The 16,908-nt window shown below is 62.9% G+C and carries 16 protein-coding genes; 5 read left to right on the top strand and 11 right to left on the bottom strand.

Annotation, left to right across the window (positions count from 1 at the left end):
* Nucleotides 1-11: 11 nt before the first annotated feature.
* A complete protein-coding gene (locus H2509_RS08565; protein ID WP_182164320.1) occupies nucleotides 12-1,307 on the top strand; it encodes an amidohydrolase family protein in 1,296 nt (431 codons plus the stop codon).
* A gap of 10 nt (nucleotides 1,308-1,317) precedes the next feature.
* Here the strand turns inward: H2509_RS08565 and eda are convergent, their stop codons facing one another.
* A complete protein-coding gene (gene eda, locus H2509_RS08560) occupies nucleotides 1,318-1,947 on the bottom strand; it encodes a bifunctional 4-hydroxy-2-oxoglutarate aldolase/2-dehydro-3-deoxy-phosphogluconate aldolase (RefSeq protein WP_182164318.1) in 630 nt (209 codons plus the stop codon).
* 4 nt (nucleotides 1,948-1,951) lie between these two features.
* A complete protein-coding gene (pgi, locus tag H2509_RS08555) occupies nucleotides 1,952-3,610 on the bottom strand; it encodes a glucose-6-phosphate isomerase (RefSeq protein WP_182164316.1) in 1,659 nt (552 codons plus the stop codon).
* A gap of 389 nt (nucleotides 3,611-3,999) precedes the next feature.
* Here pgi and H2509_RS08550 point away from each other — a divergent pair, with 389 nt between their 5' ends.
* Complete coding sequence (locus tag H2509_RS08550; protein ID WP_182164314.1) at nucleotides 4,000-4,500, top strand: hypothetical protein; 501 nt, start codon at nucleotides 4,000-4,002, stop codon at nucleotides 4,498-4,500.
* 329 nt (nucleotides 4,501-4,829) lie between these two features.
* Here the strand turns inward: H2509_RS08550 and H2509_RS08545 are convergent, their stop codons facing one another.
* Genes H2509_RS08545 through H2509_RS08535 form a run of 3 tightly spaced genes read right to left on the bottom strand, consistent with a single transcriptional unit; the run spans nucleotide 4,830 to nucleotide 6,911 of the window.
* Nucleotides 4,830-5,231 carry a Fur family transcriptional regulator gene (locus H2509_RS08545; protein WP_182164312.1) on the bottom strand — a complete coding sequence of 134 codons (402 nt, stop codon included), beginning with the start codon at nucleotides 5,229-5,231 and terminating at the stop codon, nucleotides 4,830-4,832.
* Nucleotides 5,228-6,052, bottom strand: a complete 825-nt coding sequence (locus H2509_RS08540) for a metal ABC transporter permease (RefSeq protein ID WP_182164310.1) — start codon at nucleotides 6,050-6,052, stop codon at nucleotides 5,228-5,230. The genes H2509_RS08545 and H2509_RS08540 overlap by 4 nt, the downstream gene beginning before the upstream one ends.
* Nucleotides 6,045-6,911, bottom strand: a complete 867-nt coding sequence (locus tag H2509_RS08535; protein WP_182164308.1) for an ATP-binding cassette domain-containing protein — start codon at nucleotides 6,909-6,911, stop codon at nucleotides 6,045-6,047. The genes H2509_RS08540 and H2509_RS08535 overlap by 8 nt, the downstream gene beginning before the upstream one ends.
* A gap of 110 nt (nucleotides 6,912-7,021) precedes the next feature.
* On the opposite strand from H2509_RS08535, the gene znuA reads away from it, so the two are divergent.
* Nucleotides 7,022-7,984 (top strand): zinc ABC transporter substrate-binding protein ZnuA, encoded by a 963-nt coding sequence (znuA, locus tag H2509_RS08530; RefSeq protein ID WP_182164306.1) that lies wholly within the window; start codon nucleotides 7,022-7,024, stop codon nucleotides 7,982-7,984.
* A 74-nt stretch (nucleotides 7,985-8,058) separates the two neighbouring features.
* On the opposite strand, the gene H2509_RS08525 is transcribed toward znuA, so the two are convergent.
* From H2509_RS08525 to H2509_RS08500, 6 genes are all read right to left on the bottom strand, one after another.
* Nucleotides 8,059-8,340: a DUF2160 domain-containing protein gene (locus tag H2509_RS08525; RefSeq protein WP_182164304.1), complete on the bottom strand. Its 282-nt coding sequence runs from the start codon at nucleotides 8,338-8,340 to the stop codon at nucleotides 8,059-8,061.
* An 18-nt stretch (nucleotides 8,341-8,358) separates the two neighbouring features.
* A complete protein-coding gene (locus H2509_RS08520) occupies nucleotides 8,359-9,159 on the bottom strand; it encodes a carbohydrate ABC transporter permease (protein ID WP_182164302.1) in 801 nt (266 codons plus the stop codon).
* Entirely contained in the window at nucleotides 9,159-10,022 is an 864-nt protein-coding gene (locus tag H2509_RS08515) for a carbohydrate ABC transporter permease (RefSeq protein ID WP_182164300.1), read from the bottom strand. The genes H2509_RS08520 and H2509_RS08515 overlap by 1 nt, the downstream gene beginning before the upstream one ends.
* A gap of 20 nt (nucleotides 10,023-10,042) precedes the next feature.
* A complete protein-coding gene (locus H2509_RS08510) occupies nucleotides 10,043-11,110 on the bottom strand; it encodes an ABC transporter ATP-binding protein (protein WP_182164298.1) in 1,068 nt (355 codons plus the stop codon).
* A gap of 16 nt (nucleotides 11,111-11,126) precedes the next feature.
* Complete coding sequence (locus H2509_RS08505) at nucleotides 11,127-12,194, bottom strand: ABC transporter ATP-binding protein (protein ID WP_182164296.1); 1,068 nt, start codon at nucleotides 12,192-12,194, stop codon at nucleotides 11,127-11,129.
* A gap of 274 nt (nucleotides 12,195-12,468) precedes the next feature.
* Nucleotides 12,469-14,205 carry an ABC transporter substrate-binding protein gene (locus H2509_RS08500; protein ID WP_182164294.1) on the bottom strand — a complete coding sequence of 579 codons (1,737 nt, stop codon included), beginning with the start codon at nucleotides 14,203-14,205 and terminating at the stop codon, nucleotides 12,469-12,471.
* Between the two features lie 246 nt (nucleotides 14,206-14,451).
* Here H2509_RS08500 and H2509_RS08495 point away from each other — a divergent pair, with 246 nt between their 5' ends.
* On the top strand, nucleotides 14,452-15,237 hold the full coding sequence (locus H2509_RS08495) for a DeoR/GlpR family DNA-binding transcription regulator (protein ID WP_182164292.1): 786 nt from the start codon (nucleotides 14,452-14,454) through the stop codon (nucleotides 15,235-15,237).
* Nucleotides 15,234-16,778, top strand: coding sequence for a glycerol-3-phosphate dehydrogenase (glpD, locus tag H2509_RS08490; RefSeq protein ID WP_182164290.1), 1,545 nt, complete (start codon nucleotides 15,234-15,236; stop codon nucleotides 16,776-16,778). Before H2509_RS08495 ends, glpD begins: the two co-directional genes overlap by 4 nt.
* Nucleotides 16,779-16,908: the final 130 nt, after the last annotated feature.

Raw genomic sequence — 16,908 nt, 5'->3', positions numbered from 1 at the left:
AGCAACCGGCGATGACCATCGAGCTTCTTGTCCGCAACGCCACCCTGCCTGACGGCCGCACGGGCCTCGACATCGCCTGCGCGGGCGGCAAGATCGTCTGCGTGGAGCCGGATATGTCCGTCGAGGCCCGCCGCGTGCTCGACGCCGGGGGACGTCTGGTCTCGCCGCCCTTCGTCGATCCGCATTTTCATATGGATGCGACCCTTTCGCTGGGGCTGCCGCGCATGAACGAGAGCGGCACGCTGCTGGAGGGGATCGCGCTCTGGGGCGAGCTGAAACCGCTGCTGACCCATGAAGCGGTGATCGAAAGGGCGCTTCGCTATTGCGATCTCGCCGTTTCGCAAGGGCTGCTCGCCATCCGCAGCCATGTCGATATCTGCGACGACCGGCTCGTCGCCGTCGAAGCCCTGCTTGAGGTGAAGAAGCGGGTCGCGCCCTATATCGACCTTCAGCTCGTCGCCTTTCCGCAGGACGGTTTCTTCCGCTCGCCGAACGCGGAGCGGAACCTGACCAGGGCGCTGGATATGGGCGTCGATATCGTCGGCGGCATTCCGCATTTCGAACGCACGATGGAAGACGGCGCCAGAAGCGTGAAGGCGCTCTGCGAGATCGCGGCGGCGCGCGGGCTGATGGTCGACATGCATTGCGACGAGACCGACGACCCGATGTCGCGCCATATCGAGACGCTGGCCTACGAGACGCAGCGCCTGGGGCTGGCGGGCCGTGTTGCCGGCTCGCATCTGACGTCGATGCACTCGATGGACAATTACTACGTCTCGAAGCTGCTGCCGTTGATCGCCGAGGCCGGCGTTGCCGCAATCGCCAATCCGCTGATCAACATCACGCTGCAGGGGCGGCACGATGCCTATCCGAAACGGCGCGGCCAGACGCGCGTGCCGGAACTGCGCAAGGCCGGCATCCTCGTCGCCTTCGGCCACGATTGCGTGATGGATCCGTGGTATTCGCTGGGTTCGGCCGACATGCTGGAGGTGGCATCCATGGGCCTTCATGTCGGGCAGATGACCGCGCGCGAGGCGATGCGCTACGCCTATGATTGCGTCACGGTCAACGCTGCGCGAATCATGGGCCTCGAAGGCTACGGCCTCGAGGTCGGCTGCCACGCGGATTTCGTCCTGTTGCAGGCGGTGGACACGATCGAGGCGATCCGGCTGAAGGCGCGCCGGCTTACGGTGGTGCGGCGCGGGCGTGTGATCGCGGAAACGCCGCCGCAGGTGACGGCGCTTTCGCTGGACGGGCGGCCGGAAACGCTCGATCCGGCCGACTACGTTCCGAGGAGGGAGGGGTAAGCGTTCCGGCTCAGCCCTTGAGGGCGGCGACCGCTTCCCTTGCAAGCTTGGTGATGCCGGCGAAATCGCCCGCCTCGATCAGCTTGTCGGGGGCGACCCAGGAGCCGCCGACGGTCACGACATTCGGCAGCGCCAGATAGTTTCCGGCGTTTTCGGGCGTCACGCCGCCGGTCGGGCAGATTTTGATGTCGGGCAGCGGCCCGGCCATGGATTTCAGCATCGGCACGCCGCCCGCCGCTTCCGCGGGGAAGAACTTCAGCACCTCGAAGCCCTGATCGGCGAGTTCCATCGCCTCGGTCGGCGTGGCGCAGCCCGGCAGGAAGGGCAGGCCGGACTTGCGGACGGCAGACACGAGCGCCGAAGGGGAGCCGGGGCTGACGCCGAAGGCGGCTCCGGCCGCGATGGTGGCTTCCAGATCGGCGGCGTTCCGCAGGGTTCCGGCGCCAATCACCGCCTGCGGGCAGGCATCCCGCATCGCCTTGATCGCGTCGATGGCGACCGGCGTGCGCAACGTGATCTCCAGAACCGGCAGGCCGCCGTCATAGAGCGCCTTCGCGAGCGGGCCAGCGTCCTCGATCCGCTTGACGACGAGAACGGGGATCATGGGCGCCAGTGCGCAGATTTCCGAGACGGAAGACATCAGATCAGTCCTTGCTGGAGGAAAGATAGCCGAGAAGGCCGATGGTCGAGGCATCGAGGCCGCTGGTGTCGGAAGCCTCTCCCGCCACGAGCGGACCGAGCGATCCGGCAAACTCCTTGCCGAGCTCGACGCCCCACTGGTCATAGGAATTGACGTTCCAGATCGCGCCCTGGACGAAGACCTTGTGTTCGAAGAGGGCGATGAGGCGGCCAAGCGTGAAAGGGTTGAGCTCGCTTTGCAAGATCACCGTCGACGGGCGATTGCCGGGAAAGGTGCGATGCGGCGCCAGCTTGTCGATTTCCGCCGGACTGCGCCCCTGCGCCCGCATCAGCTTGCGCACCTCCTCCTCACTCCGCCCGAAGGCGAGGGCGCGGGCCTGGGCCAGGCAATTGGCGAGCAGCAGCGACTGATGGCCGGGCAACCCGTCGCGCGCGCTGGCGGAGGCGATGAAATCGACGGGAATGACGTCGGTTCCCTGATGCAGCAACTGGAAGAAGGAATGCTGCGCGTTCGTGCCGGGCTCGCCCCAGATGATCGGGCCGGTGGCACGGGTGACGGGCACTCCTTCCCGCGTCACCCGCTTGCCGTTGCTTTCCATGTCGAGCTGCTGGACGTAGGCGGCGAAGCGGTCGAGGCGCTGGTCGTAGGGAATGAGCGCGACCGTCGGCAGGCCAAGCGCGTTGCGCCGCCAGATGCCGATGAGCGCGAGAAGGACCGGCAGGTTCCGGCGCAAGGGCGCGCTGGCGAAATGGGCGTCCATGTCGCGGGCGCCCGCCAGAAAGGCGCGGAAGCCATCCGCGCCGATGGCGATGGCGAGCGGCAGGCCGATCGCCGACCAGACGGAATAGCGTCCGCCGACCCAGTCCCAGAAGCCGAAGACGCGGGCATCGTCGATGCCGAAGGCTTTCGTTGCAGCAAGATTGGTGGAAACGGCGGCAAAATGCTTGCCGGCGTCGGCCGGCAGGGCGGCTTCCAGCCAGGCCCGCGCTGAACGGGCATTGGTCATCGTCTCCTGAGTGGTGAAGGTCTTCGAGGCGACGATGAAAAGCGTGGTCTTCGGATCGAGGCGCTTCAGCGTGTCCGCCAGATGGCTGCCGTCGACATTGGAAACGAAATGCAGCCTAGGCCCGTCCGCGTCCGGCGCCAGCGCGCGCGCCGCCATGGCCGGTCCGAGATCGGACCCGCCGATGCCGATATTGACCACGTCGGTGAAGGCATTTCCGCTTGCGGAGCGGTAGGTTCCCGACCGCACGTCCTCCGCGAAGTCGAGGAACCGGTCGAGCACCGCACGCACGGTCGGCATCACGTCCTCGCCGTCGACGAGAACGCGGGCGTCCGGCCCGGCGCGAAGTGCCGTATGCAGTACGGCGCGGCCTTCTGTCAGGTTGACGGGCTGGCCTGCAAGCATCGCCGCACGCCGATCCTCGACGCCCGCCGTTCCGGCAAGCCGGATCAGCGCGTCGAGCGCGGCCTCGTCCAGCCGTTCCTTGGAGAAGTCGACCAACAGGTCTTCGTGGGTGGCGGACAGGCGATCGAAACGCTCGCCGTCTGAGGCGAAGAGGGCGCCGATACCGGTTTCCTCCAGCCGCTTCGCCTCTCCGTGGACAAGACCCCACGCATCGCTGAGTGCGGCCTGCTTTGCGTCTTCCGGCGTTCCGGCCAAACTCGCCTCCTTATTTTGAAAGTGCGTCCTTGTCGCAAAATTTCATGACGAGGAAAAGGCCTGATGTACGTTCCTCAAAATAGCGGCATCGGACTTTCGCGTCATCGCTGATATAATTGAGAATTCAATTCGCATCGCCGACGGTTCCACCATATCAGCTAGTTTCCTGAGCTGTCCTGCCGCAACAATTACCGTCCTTGTATGTTGAACCCACGATTGGATACCTGCTCAAAGCGGGTGCAATCGAAGGAAAGGGTAGCCACAGGGTCCTGCCTCTCTCCTTCACATATCTCATCATAATTTGGAACAAATGTGGAATATGCAGCTTTTGTGGTGAATATCATCTCATCTCGCTTGACGGCTGTGAGGGTGTGCCATATCAAAGGAGCATGGACACGAATTTGGTTAAAATTCGCCGCACTGAGGTCGAGCGTGAGGTTGAGAGGCTCAAAGGGCTCTTGGCTGAGCTCACGGCAGAGCTGAATGAACTCGAAATCACAGAAAGAACGCTTGAGCGGCTTTCTGGTGTAGAGCGGCGTTCGTCTGGTGAGGTCGATCAATCACCGCCGCCACCGAGTAAAGAAATTAATCCGAAGAAATCTCCGACTGTCAGGAGCATGATCAAGGAAGCGCTGATGGACGCTCATCAGCGGGGTTTGCCGGGACTGCCTCCCAAGGACATTCGGGCTTACATCGCCAAAGTCTACGGGCGGGTTCTCGGCCAGCAGATCAATACGACAACTTCTCGTATGTGGCGCGATATTGGCGAGCTCGAAAAGGACGAGCAGGCTGGGCTTTTCAGATTGCCAAAAAAAGACAGGACTGGTGGCGACATGTTTGCCGACACCGTCACCAGCCCTTCAACTAAGAACCCCAAGCATGACCGTTGAGCCGGTCAAGGAGGTGATGCATGGCGATATGACTGCCACCACGCCCCGACTATATGAGAGGCGCACTCTTATATAGTCGGCAGCGGTCGCTAGGACCGCAGGCCAAGAGAGGGACGCCTTTCTTGGTCATCCTTATTGGGACAGATAGGCTAAAACTATGGTCGAAGTCTCAAAACCACGTCCACAGTTTACGTCGCTCCGTCCGTCGGAAGGATTTGGATTTCTTAGCAGAATCCCCCGAATCCGTCAATCAATACTGCCACGGACCCAATATTTCGGGCTCGTCAAATGCTAAGCTCGTAGCCACTAAACTGTTTATCCAAGCGCCCTCAGGCCTGCGTCGCGCAGCCAGCGCAGCGCCCGCGGATTTCTATCGTCGTCTTCGCGGCAGCGAAGTGATGGTCATGCGCCCAGGCACCGAGCCTGTCGGCCACCACATCGTCCGAAAATTCGTTCACCTGCCCGCAATCCTCGCAGATCGCGAAAGCGATGACGCCTGCCGTGTGGCAATGGGGGTGGGCGCAGGCGACGAAGGCGTTCAGGCATTCCAGGCGATGGATCAGCCCGTAGTCGATCAGCTTGTCGAGGGCGCGGTAGACCTGCAACGGCGCGCGGAAACCATCGTCCCGCAATTGGTCGAGGATCGTGTAGGCGCTCATCGGCCCGTCCGCCCGCGACAGCGTCTTGAAGACAAGCGACTGGTTCTTTGTCAGCATCGGCGTTTCGGTCATGGCGTCTTGTCCCCGGTCGGTTGCGGGCGCAGGCCGAAGAAGGAGCGAGGAATCAGGCTTGCGGCAAACAGAATAAGAGCGGCCACAACGATTGTCGGCCCCGACGGCGTGTCATACTCAAGCGAACCGAACAACCCGCTGCAAACGGCCAGCGCGCCGGCGACAGATGCGATGACCGCCATCCGCTCCGGGGTTGTGGCGAAGCGGCGCGCCGTTGCCGCCGGAATGATCAGCAGCGAGGTGATCAGCAGGATGCCGACGAGCTTCATGGCGATCGCGATGACGAGCGCCATCAGCAGCTTGAAGGCAAAGAGGGCTCGTTCCGGGTTCAGGCCCTCGGCTTCCGCAAGCTCCGTGCTGACGGTCGAGGCCAGAAGCGGCCGCCAGATCAGCGCCAACAGGCCGAGCACCAGTGCTCCGCCGCCATAGATGAAGGCGATATCGAGCTTCGAGACGGCAAGGATATCTCCGAAGAGGAACCCCATCAGGTCGATCCGCACCCAGGACATGAAGGCGACCATCACCAGGCCGATGGCAAGCGTGGAGTGGGAAAGGATGCCGAGCAGCGCGTCGGTGGAAAGTCCACCCCGTCGCTGGAGCAGCAGGAGCGCGACCGAGACCAGGGCGGCCACCATGAAGACGCCCAACGTCAGATTGATCTCGAAAAGCAGGGAAAGCGCCACGCCGAGCAGGGCGGAATGGGCCATCGTATCGCCGAAATAGGCCATTCGCCGCCAGACGATGAAGCAGCCGAGCGGCCCGGCGACGACGGCGAGGCCGATGCCGGCGACAAGCGCGCGCATGAAGAAATCGTCAAGCATGGCCCGTCCAGCCTTCCCGCGCCTGCTCTTGCTGCGAATGCTCATGCGGATGGTGGTGGTGACCGTCGCCCGGTGAACAACTGTCGGTGATCGTTCCGTCCGCGTGACGCACGCGCCCGTCCGGCAGGTGGGTATGGTCGTGATGATGGCTGTAAAGCGCCAGCGTTTCTGCTGCCCGCGTGCCGAACAGCCGCAGGTATTCGGCGCTCGAAGCCACGGATTCCGGCGTGCCCCGGCAGCAGATATGGCCGTTCAGGCAGATCACCGTGTCGGTGTCGGCCATCACGACGTGAAGATCGTGGGAAATCAGCAATATGCCGCATCCGGTGCGGTCGCGAATCTGCTTGATGAGGGCGTAGAGCGAGACCTGGCCACTGAAATCGACGCCCTGCACCGGCTCGTCGAGGACGAGGAGGTCGGGTTTGCGCAGCATGGCGCGGGCCAGCAGCGCGCGCTGGAACTCGCCGCCGGAAAGCGTCTGCACTTCCGCTTGGCGCAGATGCGGGATGCCGACTTCCTCCAGGGCGACGCCGATCTCTTCCGGGGAATGCCGGTCCGTCAGCGTCATCAGCCGGTCGACGGATAGGGGCAGCGTCCAGTCGATGGACAGCTTCTGCGGCAGATAGCCGACCTTGAGATCCGGCACCCGCGTCACGGATCCTTCGTCCGGCTTCAGCAGGCCGATGGCCGAGCGGGCGGTGGTCGACTTGCCGGAGCCGTTCGGCCCGATAAGCGTGACGATCTCGCCTCGCCGCACGGTCAGGTCGATATTGCGGACGAGCCATCGGCCCGACCGGCGCACGCCCACATCGTGCATTTCGATCAGCCGTTCATTGTCCGCGGTACGGGATTTCAACATTCGGATCTCGCATGAAACGTCTTGGCAACGGATATCGCACACGTTATAGCATAACGCAAGAAACGTTATGACATAACATTGCCGCCACCCAAGCATGGAGCCCCCCCCGAATGAAACCTGCCCGCCTGCTTTCCGCTGCCACGCTGTTCCTGACCATGACCGCCGGGGTCGCGTCGGCCGATGCGCCCAACGTTGTCGTTTCCATCAAGCCGCTCCACTCGCTGGTCGCCGGCGTGATGCAGGGCGTGGGCACCCCCGGCCTGATCGTCGATGGCGCTGGATCGCCGCACAGCTACAGCCTGAAGCCGTCGCAGGCCGAAGACTTGCAGAACGCCAGCCTGATCTTCTGGGGCGGGCCGGATCTGGAAGCTTTCCTGAGCAAGCCGCTGGAAACCCTGGGCGCGGGGGCGACGGTGATTTCCTTCGAGGAGGTGGACGGGCTGGAACGACTGCAGCTTCGCGAGGGCGGGGCTTTCGAAGAACACCTTCATGACGAGGAAGAGGGTGATCATGACGGCCACGAGGCGCATCATGACGAGCACCACGATCATGAAGAGATCGACATGCACCTCTGGCTGGACCCGGTGAACGCGAAGGCTTTCGTGGCAAAGGCGGCCGCCGCGCTTTCGGTCGCCGACCCGGCGAACGGGGACACCTACAAGAAGAATGCCGCCGACCTCGAGGCGCGGCTTGACGACCTCGTAAAGGCGATCGACGGAGAGGTCGCTCCGGTCCGCAGCCGTCCCTTCATCGTCTTCCACGACGCCTACCAGTATTTCGAGAAGCGGTTCGGGCTTGCCGCCGCCGGTTCGATCACCGTCAACCCGGAGGTCAATCCGGGGGCGCAGCGCCTGGCGGAAATTCAGGAAAAGGTCGCCGAAGCGGGAGCGGTCTGCATTTTCGCCGAGCCGCAATTCGAACCGAAATTCGTCGCGATCGTCGCGGAGGGAAGCGGCGCGAAATCCGGCGTGCTCGATCCGCTGGGTGCCGCCATTCCCGCAGGCCCGAACCACTATTTCGACATGATGCGGGCGCTGGCAGCTTCGCTGAAGGAATGTCTGTCGCAGGGCTGACAAGGCCTTTCCGGAAATGAAAACGGCGGGACCCTGTCCCGCCGTTCCTGTTTTCAATTTGCGCTTCGAGGGGGCTACACCCAGCGGAAGACGACGAAGGCATAGACGAGGGAAATCACCAGCGGCCCCCAGAGCGGCGTTCCCATGATCCCCAGCCAGCCGAGGAAGATGAAGGCCGAGCCGAGCAGCGTGATGAAGAGCCGGTCGCCGCGCGTTGTGTCGAGCCCGAGAATGCCGTGGCGCGGACCGCCGCCGGGATCCTTGAACTCCCAGACGCTCATGGCGATCAGGCAGAGCAGGATGAAGGCGAAGAAGGCGGCCGTCGGCAAGGTCCAGGCCATCCAGGTCAGGAACATGGCTCAATCTCCCTGTCGTCAGACGCGGCCGAGGGCAAAGCCCTTGGCGATGTAGTTGCGCACGAAATAGATCACGAAGGCGCCCGGCACGATCGTTAGCGACCCGGCCGCGGCCAGCAGGCCCAGTTCGTAGCCCGAGGTGGAGGCCGTTCGCGTCATCGTGGCGGCGATCGGCTTGGCGTCGACGGCCGTCAGCGTCTTGGCAAGCAGCAGTTCCACCCAGGAGAACATGAAGCAGAAGAAGGCCGCGACGCCTATGCCGGCGGCGATGGTCGGCACGAAGATCTTCAGGAAGAAGGACCAGAAGGAATGGCCGTCGATATAGGCGGTCTCGTCGAGCTCCTTCGGTACGCCGGACATGAAGCCTTCCAGGATCCAGACCGCCAGTGGGATGTTGAAGAGCGTATGGGCAAGCGCGACCGCGATATGCGTATCGAACAGGCCGACCGCCGAATAGAGCTGGAAGAAGGGCAGGGCGAACACCGCCGGCGGCGCCATGCGGTTGGTCAACAGCCAGAAGAACAGGTGCTTGTCGCCGAGGAACCGGTAGCGCGAGAAGGCATAGGCCGCCGGCAGCGCCACGCAGACGGAAAGCACCGTGTTCATCGTGACGTAGATCAGCGAATTGATATAGCCCGTATACCAGGTCGGATCGGTGAAGATCGTGCGGTAGTTGTCCAGCGTGAAGTCCTGAGGCCACAGCGTGAAGGTGCCGAGGATCTCGTTGGTCGTCTTGAACGACATGTTCAACAGCCAATAGATCGGCAGCATCAGGAAGAGGATGTAAAAGGTCGGCACAAGCCAGGACAGGCGACGCATCACTGGGCCTCGTTGCGCATCATCAGGGTGTAGAAGATCCAGCTCAGGAGCAGGATGATCAGGAAGTAGATCAGGGACATGGCGGCCGCCGGGCCGAGGTCGAACTGGCCAAGCGCGATCTTGACGAGATCGATCGACAGCAGCGTCGTCGAATTGCCCGGTCCGCCGCCCGTCAGCACGAAGGGCTCCGTGTAGATCATGAAGCTGTCCATGAAACGCAGCAGCACGGCGATGGTCAGCACCCGCTTCAGCTTCGGAAGCTGGATGAAGCGGAAGATCGCCAGGGGTTTCGCGCCGTCGATCTTGGCGGCCTGGTAGTAGGCGTCCGGGATCGACACGAGGCCGGCATAGGCAAGCAGCACAACGAGCGACGTCCAGTGCCAGACGTCCATGGCGATCAGCGTGAACCAGGCGTCGCCCGGCTGGCGGGTGAAATTGTAGTCGAAGCCGAGAGCGTTGAGACCGCGGCCGAGCAGGCCGATATCGGGCAGCGCGAAGATGTTCCACATGGCGCCGACCACGTTCCACGGAATGAGGAGCGGCAGCGCCATCAGCACGAGGCAGACGGAAACCCACGGACCCTTGCGCGGCATGGCGAGCGCGATAGCAACTCCGAGCGGCACCTCGATGAACAGGATCGTGAAGGTGAAGCCGAGCTGCCGCAGCAGGGAATCATGGAAGCGCCTGGACTCCAGCACATCCTGGAACCAGCCGACCCCGTGCCAGAAGAATACGTTGTCGCCGAAGGTTTCCTGCACCGAATAGTTCACCACCGTCATCAGCGGAATGATGGCGTTGAATGCCACCAGCGCGACGACAGGGATGACGAAGATCCATGCGGCGTTGTTGATCGTCTTGTTCATTTCGAACTCATCCTCACGGCTCAGGCCACGATCCAGCCGTCGCGATAGACCTGCGTATGGCTTTGCGCGAAGGCGAGGTGGGCGTCGTCCGCCGGAATGCCTTCACCCTCGTTGACGAGAAGCTTGATCACCGCCTCGCCGGCGCGCGTTTCGACGATGCGGAACCGGCCGGCATCGCTTACCTTCGTCACCCGTACCGGAACGCCCTTGTCGGCGAAGTTGACGAATTCTGGCCGAACGCCGATCTCGGTGCGGCCCGAAACCGCGTCGAGCGAGGATTCCGTCGCCGTCGGCACCGCCGTGCCGTCGAAAAAGGCCTTGCCCTCGCGGATCGTGCAGGGAAGGACGTTCATGCCGGGCGAGCCGATGAAATGGCCGACGAAGGTGTGTTGCGGCCGCTCGAACAGTTCGACCGGCGTGCCGACCTGCACGACCTCGCCGAGATTCATCACGACGACGCGGTCGGCGAAGGTCAGGGCCTCCGTCTGGTCGTGCGTGACGTAGATCATCGTGATTTTCAGGCGCTGATGAAGCTCCTTGAGCTTCGAGCGCAGCAGCCACTTCAGATGCGGATCGATGACGGTCAGCGGCTCGTCGAACATGATCACGTTGACGTCGGAACGCACGAGGCCGCGGCCGAGAGAAATCTTCTGCTTGCCGTCCGCCGTCAGGCCGGCGGCCCGCTTCTTCAGCATATGCGTCAGGTCGATCATCTCCGCGATCTCGCGGACGCGGCGGTCGACATCGGCTTCCGGCACATGGCGGTTGCGCAGCGGAAAGGCGAGATTGTCGTAGACCGTCATCGTGTCGTAGACGACCGGGAACTGGAACACCTGCGCGATGTGGCGCTGGTCCGGCGGCAGGTGCGTGACATCCTGGCCATCGAACAGCACCCGCCCCGCGCTCGGCGTCAGCAGGCCGGAAATGATGCTGAGCAGCGTGGTCTTGCCGCAGCCCGAAGGGCCGAGCAGCGCATAGGCGCCGCCATCGTCCCAGTCGAGATTGAGTTGCTTCAGCGCCCAGTCGGAGGGCGCCTGCGGGTTCGGCATGTAGGAGTGGCCGAGGTTTTCGAGTGTGATTTTGGCCATCGGTCAGCCTTCTTCCTTATGCCGAGACGCGCCGGCCATTGCCGTCGAAGATCATCGCCTTCGACATATCCGCGTAGAGCCGGGCCTGGCTTCCGACCTCGAACGGGTGAATGCCATGTGACTGCGAGACCCAGGTCGAACCGTCCATGTTGAAATGGATGACGCTTTCGGACCCGGAGAGTTCGGCAACGATCACCCTGCCGTCGACCGCTACCGGCTGCTCGCCGCGCGAGACCGGGCTGACGTGATGCGGGCGGATGCCGAGCGTATAGGTGCCGTCGGCGAGGCCCGACAGCTCTCCGGCCGCGTCCCACCGCGCCTTCGTGCCGAGATGGAAGGTGTTGCCCTTCTTCTCGATCCCGGCGGCGTTCATCGGCGGGTCGGAGAAGACTTCCGCGCTGATGATGTCCCGCGGCTTGCGGTAGAGATCGCCCGTTGGACCGAACTGGCTGATCCGGCCCTCGAAGAGACACGCGGTGTTGCCGCCGAAAAGCAGGGCCTCCGTCGGCTCGGTCGTGGCGTAGACGACGATGCAGTCGCGATCGGCGAAGAGCTTCGGCAACTCGTCGCGCAACTCCTCGCGCAGCTTGAAGTCCAGATTGGCGAGCGGTTCGTCGAGCAGCACCAGATCCGCGTCCTTGACCAGCGCGCGCGCCAGTGCGGTGCGCTGCTGCTGGCCGCCCGAAAGCTCCGATGGCCGCCGGTCGAGCATCGGCGTGAGCTTCAGCAGCTCCGCCATGGTCGAGACGCGCTGCTTGATAATGATGTCCGGTGTGCCGCCGACCTTCAGGGGCGAGGCGATATTCTCGTAGACGCTGAGGTTCGGGTAGTTGATGAACTGCTGATAGACCATCGAGACGTTGCGGCGGCGCACCGAGACGCCGGTGACGTTCTTGCCGGCGAACCAGACCTCGCCGGACGTCGGTTTTTCCAGGCCGGCCATCAGCTTCATCAGCGTCGTCTTGCCGGCCAGCGTCGTCCCAAGCAGGATGTTGAAGCTGCCGTCCTCCAGCTTCAGGTCCGTGGGGAAGATGTGGGTTTCGGCGCCGAAGCGCAGTCCCACGTTTTTCAGTTCAAGGGTCATCGCGTCGCCAAATCGTTCCAGGTTCGTCTTCGCCAGCCAATTGTTTCAATTGTTACATCGGATCGGAAGGCCAAGCGTGTCATCGCGCCTGCCGGAGCGCGACGGCCAGCTTCATCCAATCGCCCGTGAGATTGCTTGAAGGATATCATGCCGGCCAATGGCGTTGCGGCGCGTCATCGTTCAAGGAATGTCACGCAGGAAGCCAATGAGCCTGCGGATATGAGAGGCCTTTCCGGCGGCACGGGGCCGCCGGAAAGCTTTGCGTTGCGGGAGGTCAGTTCGACTGCCAGCGCTTGACGAGTTCGTCGTAGGCGATGGTCTCGCCCTGCGGCTTCTCGTTCTCGAGCTTTGCCTTGGCGCCGCCATGGCCGAGCCAGTCCGCAGGATTCTTTTCCTCGTTCAGGCGCGGGCCGCAGCCGCCATAGGTGTTGTTGGCTTCGTCGGCACGCTGCATGCGCAGCATCACCTGGTCCATTTCGCCGGCGAGACGGTCCATCGCTTCCTGCGGCGTGAAGGCGCCGGAGTTCACGTCACCGATATTCTGCCACCACAGCTGGGCGAGCTTCGGATAGTCGGGGACGTTGACGCCCGTCGGGGTCCACAGCACGCGGTCGGGCGAGCGGTAGAATTCGACGAGGCCGCCAAGCTTCGGCGCGCGCTCGGTGAAGCTCTCGTGCCGGATCGTGGTGTCGCGGATGAAGGTGAGACCGACATGGCTCTTCTTCACGTCGACGGTCTTGGACACGACGAACTGCGCGTAGAGCCATGCGGCCTTGGCGCGGTCGGTCGGCGTGGACTTCAGGATCGTCCAGGAACCGGCGTCCTGATAGCCAAGCTTCTGGCCTTCTTCCCAGTACGGGCCATGCGGAGACGGAGCCATGCGCCACAGCGGAGTGCCGGAATCGTCAACCGTGTTGTTGCCTTCGCTCTTGGGCGCGACCATCGAGGCGGTGAAGGCGGTGTACCAGAAGATCTGCTGGGCGACGTTGCCCTGCGACAGGGCCGGCAGCGACTGGTAGAAGTCGTAGTCGGCAGCACCCGGAGGCGCATACTGACGCAGCCATTCGTCCCACTTGCGGATGGCATAGACGGCGGCCGGGCCGTTGGTGCCGCCGCCGCGAGCAACGGAAGCGCCCGCCGGGTTGCACGAACCCTCCTCCATGCGGATGCCCCATTCGTCGATCGGGCGGCCGTTCGGAAGACCCTTGGAACCGGCACCGGCCATGGAAAGCCAGGCGTCGGTCATGCGCCAGCCGAGATCCGGAGCGCGCTTGCCGTAGTCCATGTGACCATAGACGCGGACGCCGTCGACTTCCTTCACGTCGTTGGTGAAGAACTCGGCAATATCCTCATAGGCCGACCAGTTGACCGGCACGCCGAGCTCGTAACCGTACTTCTCCTTGAAGGCGGTCTTCAGGTCTTCGCGGTCGAACCAGTCCTTGCGGAACCAGTAGAGGTTCGCGAACTGCTGGTCGGGCAGCTGGTAGAGCTTGCCGTCCGGGCCGGTCGTGAAGGACTTGCCGATGAAATCGTCGATGTCCAGGCCCGGGTTGGTGACGTCCTTGCCATCGCCCGCCATGAAGTCGGACAGGTTGACGGCCAGCTGCAGGCGGGAATGGGTGCCGATCAGGTCGGAGTCGTTGATATAGGCGTCGTACAGATTGCGGTTGGTCTGCATCTGCGTCTGGACGGCCTGCACCACTTCGCCTTCGCCAAGAAGCTGGTGGTTCACCTTGATGCCGGTGATTTCCTCGAAGGCCTTCGTCAGGGTCTTCGATTCATATTCGTGAGTGGGGATCGTTTCCGAAAGGACGTTGATCTCCATGCCGCGGAACGGTTCGGCTGCATTGACGAACCATTCCATCTCCTTGAGCTGCTCTTCCTGAGACAGCGCGGATGGCTGGAATTCGGTTTCGACCCATCTTCTCGCCTCTTCCATGCCGGCGAAAGCCGGCGCGGAAAGCGCGATCAGAGTCGTGGCTGCCACGGCAGCCATCAATTTCTGACGCATCGGTATTCCTCCCTAGTGAAACCGCAGGGCGACTATCAAACGAAAAAAAATGAACGTCAATACGAAAAATTTCTTGCGAAAATTCCCCAAAGACCTCAAGTTTCGGCAAAGAAAGGGCGTTTATTTTGCGCTGCGAAATGAAACGAAAGTAATCAGAAACGCAGCGATACGAAACGCCGAAGACGAAAACAAAACCAGAAAAGACGACGCCTGCCAGCGAAGCGCGGCCGGCAATAAGAGCAGCCCATGGAACCGGTTTCTCCCCGGCAGGCCGATATTCTCGATCTTGCGCGACGGGTCGGTCGTGTGGAGGTCGACAAGCTCGCCGCCGGATTCGACGTGACGCCGCAGACGATCAGGAAGGATCTCAACGATCTTTGCGATCGCGGTTTGCTGCAGCGCGTTCACGGCGGCGCCGTCAGTTCGTCGAGCGTTTCGAACTGGGCCTACGATTCTCGCCGGAACCTTGCCGAGGACGAGAAGCGGCGCATCGGCGCGGCGACCGCGGCACTAATTCCGGACAACAGTTCCATCATGCTGAACATCGGCACGACGACGGAGCAGGTTGCTTTGGCGCTGCGTCAGCATGATGGGGTGATGGCAATCACCAACAACATCAACGTCGCCAACATCCTGCGAGAAGCCCCGGGTGTGGAGGTGATCATTGCCGGCGGCGTCGTTCGCTCGTCGGATGGCGGCGTCGTCGGCGAGGCGACCGTCGATTTCATTCGCCAGTTCAAGGTCGATTACGCGGTCATCGGCGCATCGGCGATCGATGCCGACGGGACGCTTTTCGACTACGACTTCAGGGAAGTGCGCGTGGCGCGGGAAATCCTGGCTCATGCGCGCTTCACGATTCTTGCGGCCGACAAGATGAAATTCGAGCGCAATGCGCCGGTTCGGATCGGCCATCTATCGGAAATCCGGTTCTTTGTAACGGACGCACCACCGCCCGAGCCGATCCTGGCGATCTGCCGGGAACACGGCGTGCAGGTGGTCGTTTCCGGCGAAATCGAGGAGAGTGAATCTTGACGGCGCAATCGTCTTCGGCCGATTACGATCTGCTGATCATCGGCGGCGGCATCAACGGGGCGGGGATCGCCCGCGATGCCGTGGGACGCGGCTATTCGGTCTGCCTGGCCGAGATGAAGGACCTGGCGAGCGGCACTTCCTCGTGGTCGACGAAGCTCATCCATGGCGGGCTGCGCTATCTGGAGCACTACGAGTTTCGCCTCGTGCGCGAGGCGCTGACCGAGCGCGAGATCCTGTGGGCCAACGCGCCGCATATCATCCGTCCGCTGCGCTTCGTGCTGCCGCATCACAAGGGATTGCGGCCGCGCTGGCTGCTGCGCCTCGGCCTGTTCATCTACGATCACCTCGGCGGCCGCAAGCGCCTGCCGGCGACCCGCACTCTCAATCTGCGCACCGATCCGGCAGGAAAGCCCCTGAAGCCCGGCTTCGTGACGGGTTTCGAATATTCCGACTGCTGGGTGGACGATGCGCGCCTGGTGGCGCTGAACGCGCGCGACGCCGCCGACCGGGGAGCGGAGATCAACACCCGGGTCAGGGTCGTGTCGGCGCGGCGCGAGGACGGAATCTGGAAAGCCGAACTGAAAAACGAAAGGACGGGCGAGCTTCGCGAAGTCAGCGCCCGCATGATCATCAATGCCGCCGGCCCCTGGGTCGATCACGTGCTCAATGCCGCGCTCGGCAAGAACAAGGCCGCCAATGTACGGCTGGTAAAGGGGAGCCACATTGTGCTGCGGCGGCTCTTCGAACACGACCGCGCCTATATCTTCCAGAATGCCGACGGTCGCATCATCTTCGCCATTCCCTACGAGCGGGACTTCACGCTCGTGGGAACGACGGACGAGGATTTCAGCGGCGACCCGGCCGGTGCCGCGATTTCCCAGGCCGAGACCGACTACCTCATCGGCGCGGCGAGCGAATATTTCGAACGGCCGCTGAAGCACGAAGACATCGTCTGGACCTATTCGGGCGTCCGTCCCCTCTATGACGACGGGGCATCGAAGGCGCAGGAGGCGACGCGCGACTATGTGCTGAAGGTGGAGGGCGGCAAGGCGGGCGAGGGCGCGCCGGTGCTCAATATCTTCGGCGGCAAGATCACGACCTATCGCCGTCTTGCCTTGTCCGTCCTGGAGAAGATCGAGGCGGAGCTGGGTGCGCGCAAGCCGTCCTGGACGAGAAAAGCCCCGCTTCCGGGCGGCGATTTCGCTGTCGACGAGGTGCCCGCCCAGATCGAGATGCTGCGGCAGGCCCATCCCTTTCTTGCCATGCGCCATGCCGAGCGCCTCGTGCGTCTTTACGGGACGAAATGGCGGCAGGTCCTGGGGAGCGCGACGCGGGAGGCCGATCTCGGGCGGCGCTTCGGCTCCGACCTCTATGAGATCGAGTTGAAATACCTGATGGAGAACGAATGGGCGCGCACGGCCGAAGACGTCCTTTGGCGGCGCACCAAGCTTGGCCTCGAACTGAAGCCCGAGGAAGCGGCCGAGCTTGACCGGTTCATGGCCGAAGTGCTTGGCGGCAATGTGCCGTCGTCAGCAGGCTAATGGTCCTTTTGATTCCGACATCCGCTCAGGCGGCAGCTGCCAAGGGAGGCAAATGTCGGAATCGGACCGCTGGTCTTTCAATCCCGTGGGCTTTCAACTAGGGTCAGGACCCATTCATTTGGCTGAAATG

The organism is Stappia albiluteola (assembly GCF_014050225.1).
Taxonomy (GTDB): Bacteria; Pseudomonadota; Alphaproteobacteria; order Rhizobiales; family Stappiaceae; genus Hongsoonwoonella; species Hongsoonwoonella albiluteola.
The sequence above is the reverse complement of the archived record's forward strand: the minus strand, read 5'-3'. Positions and strand labels throughout refer to the sequence as shown.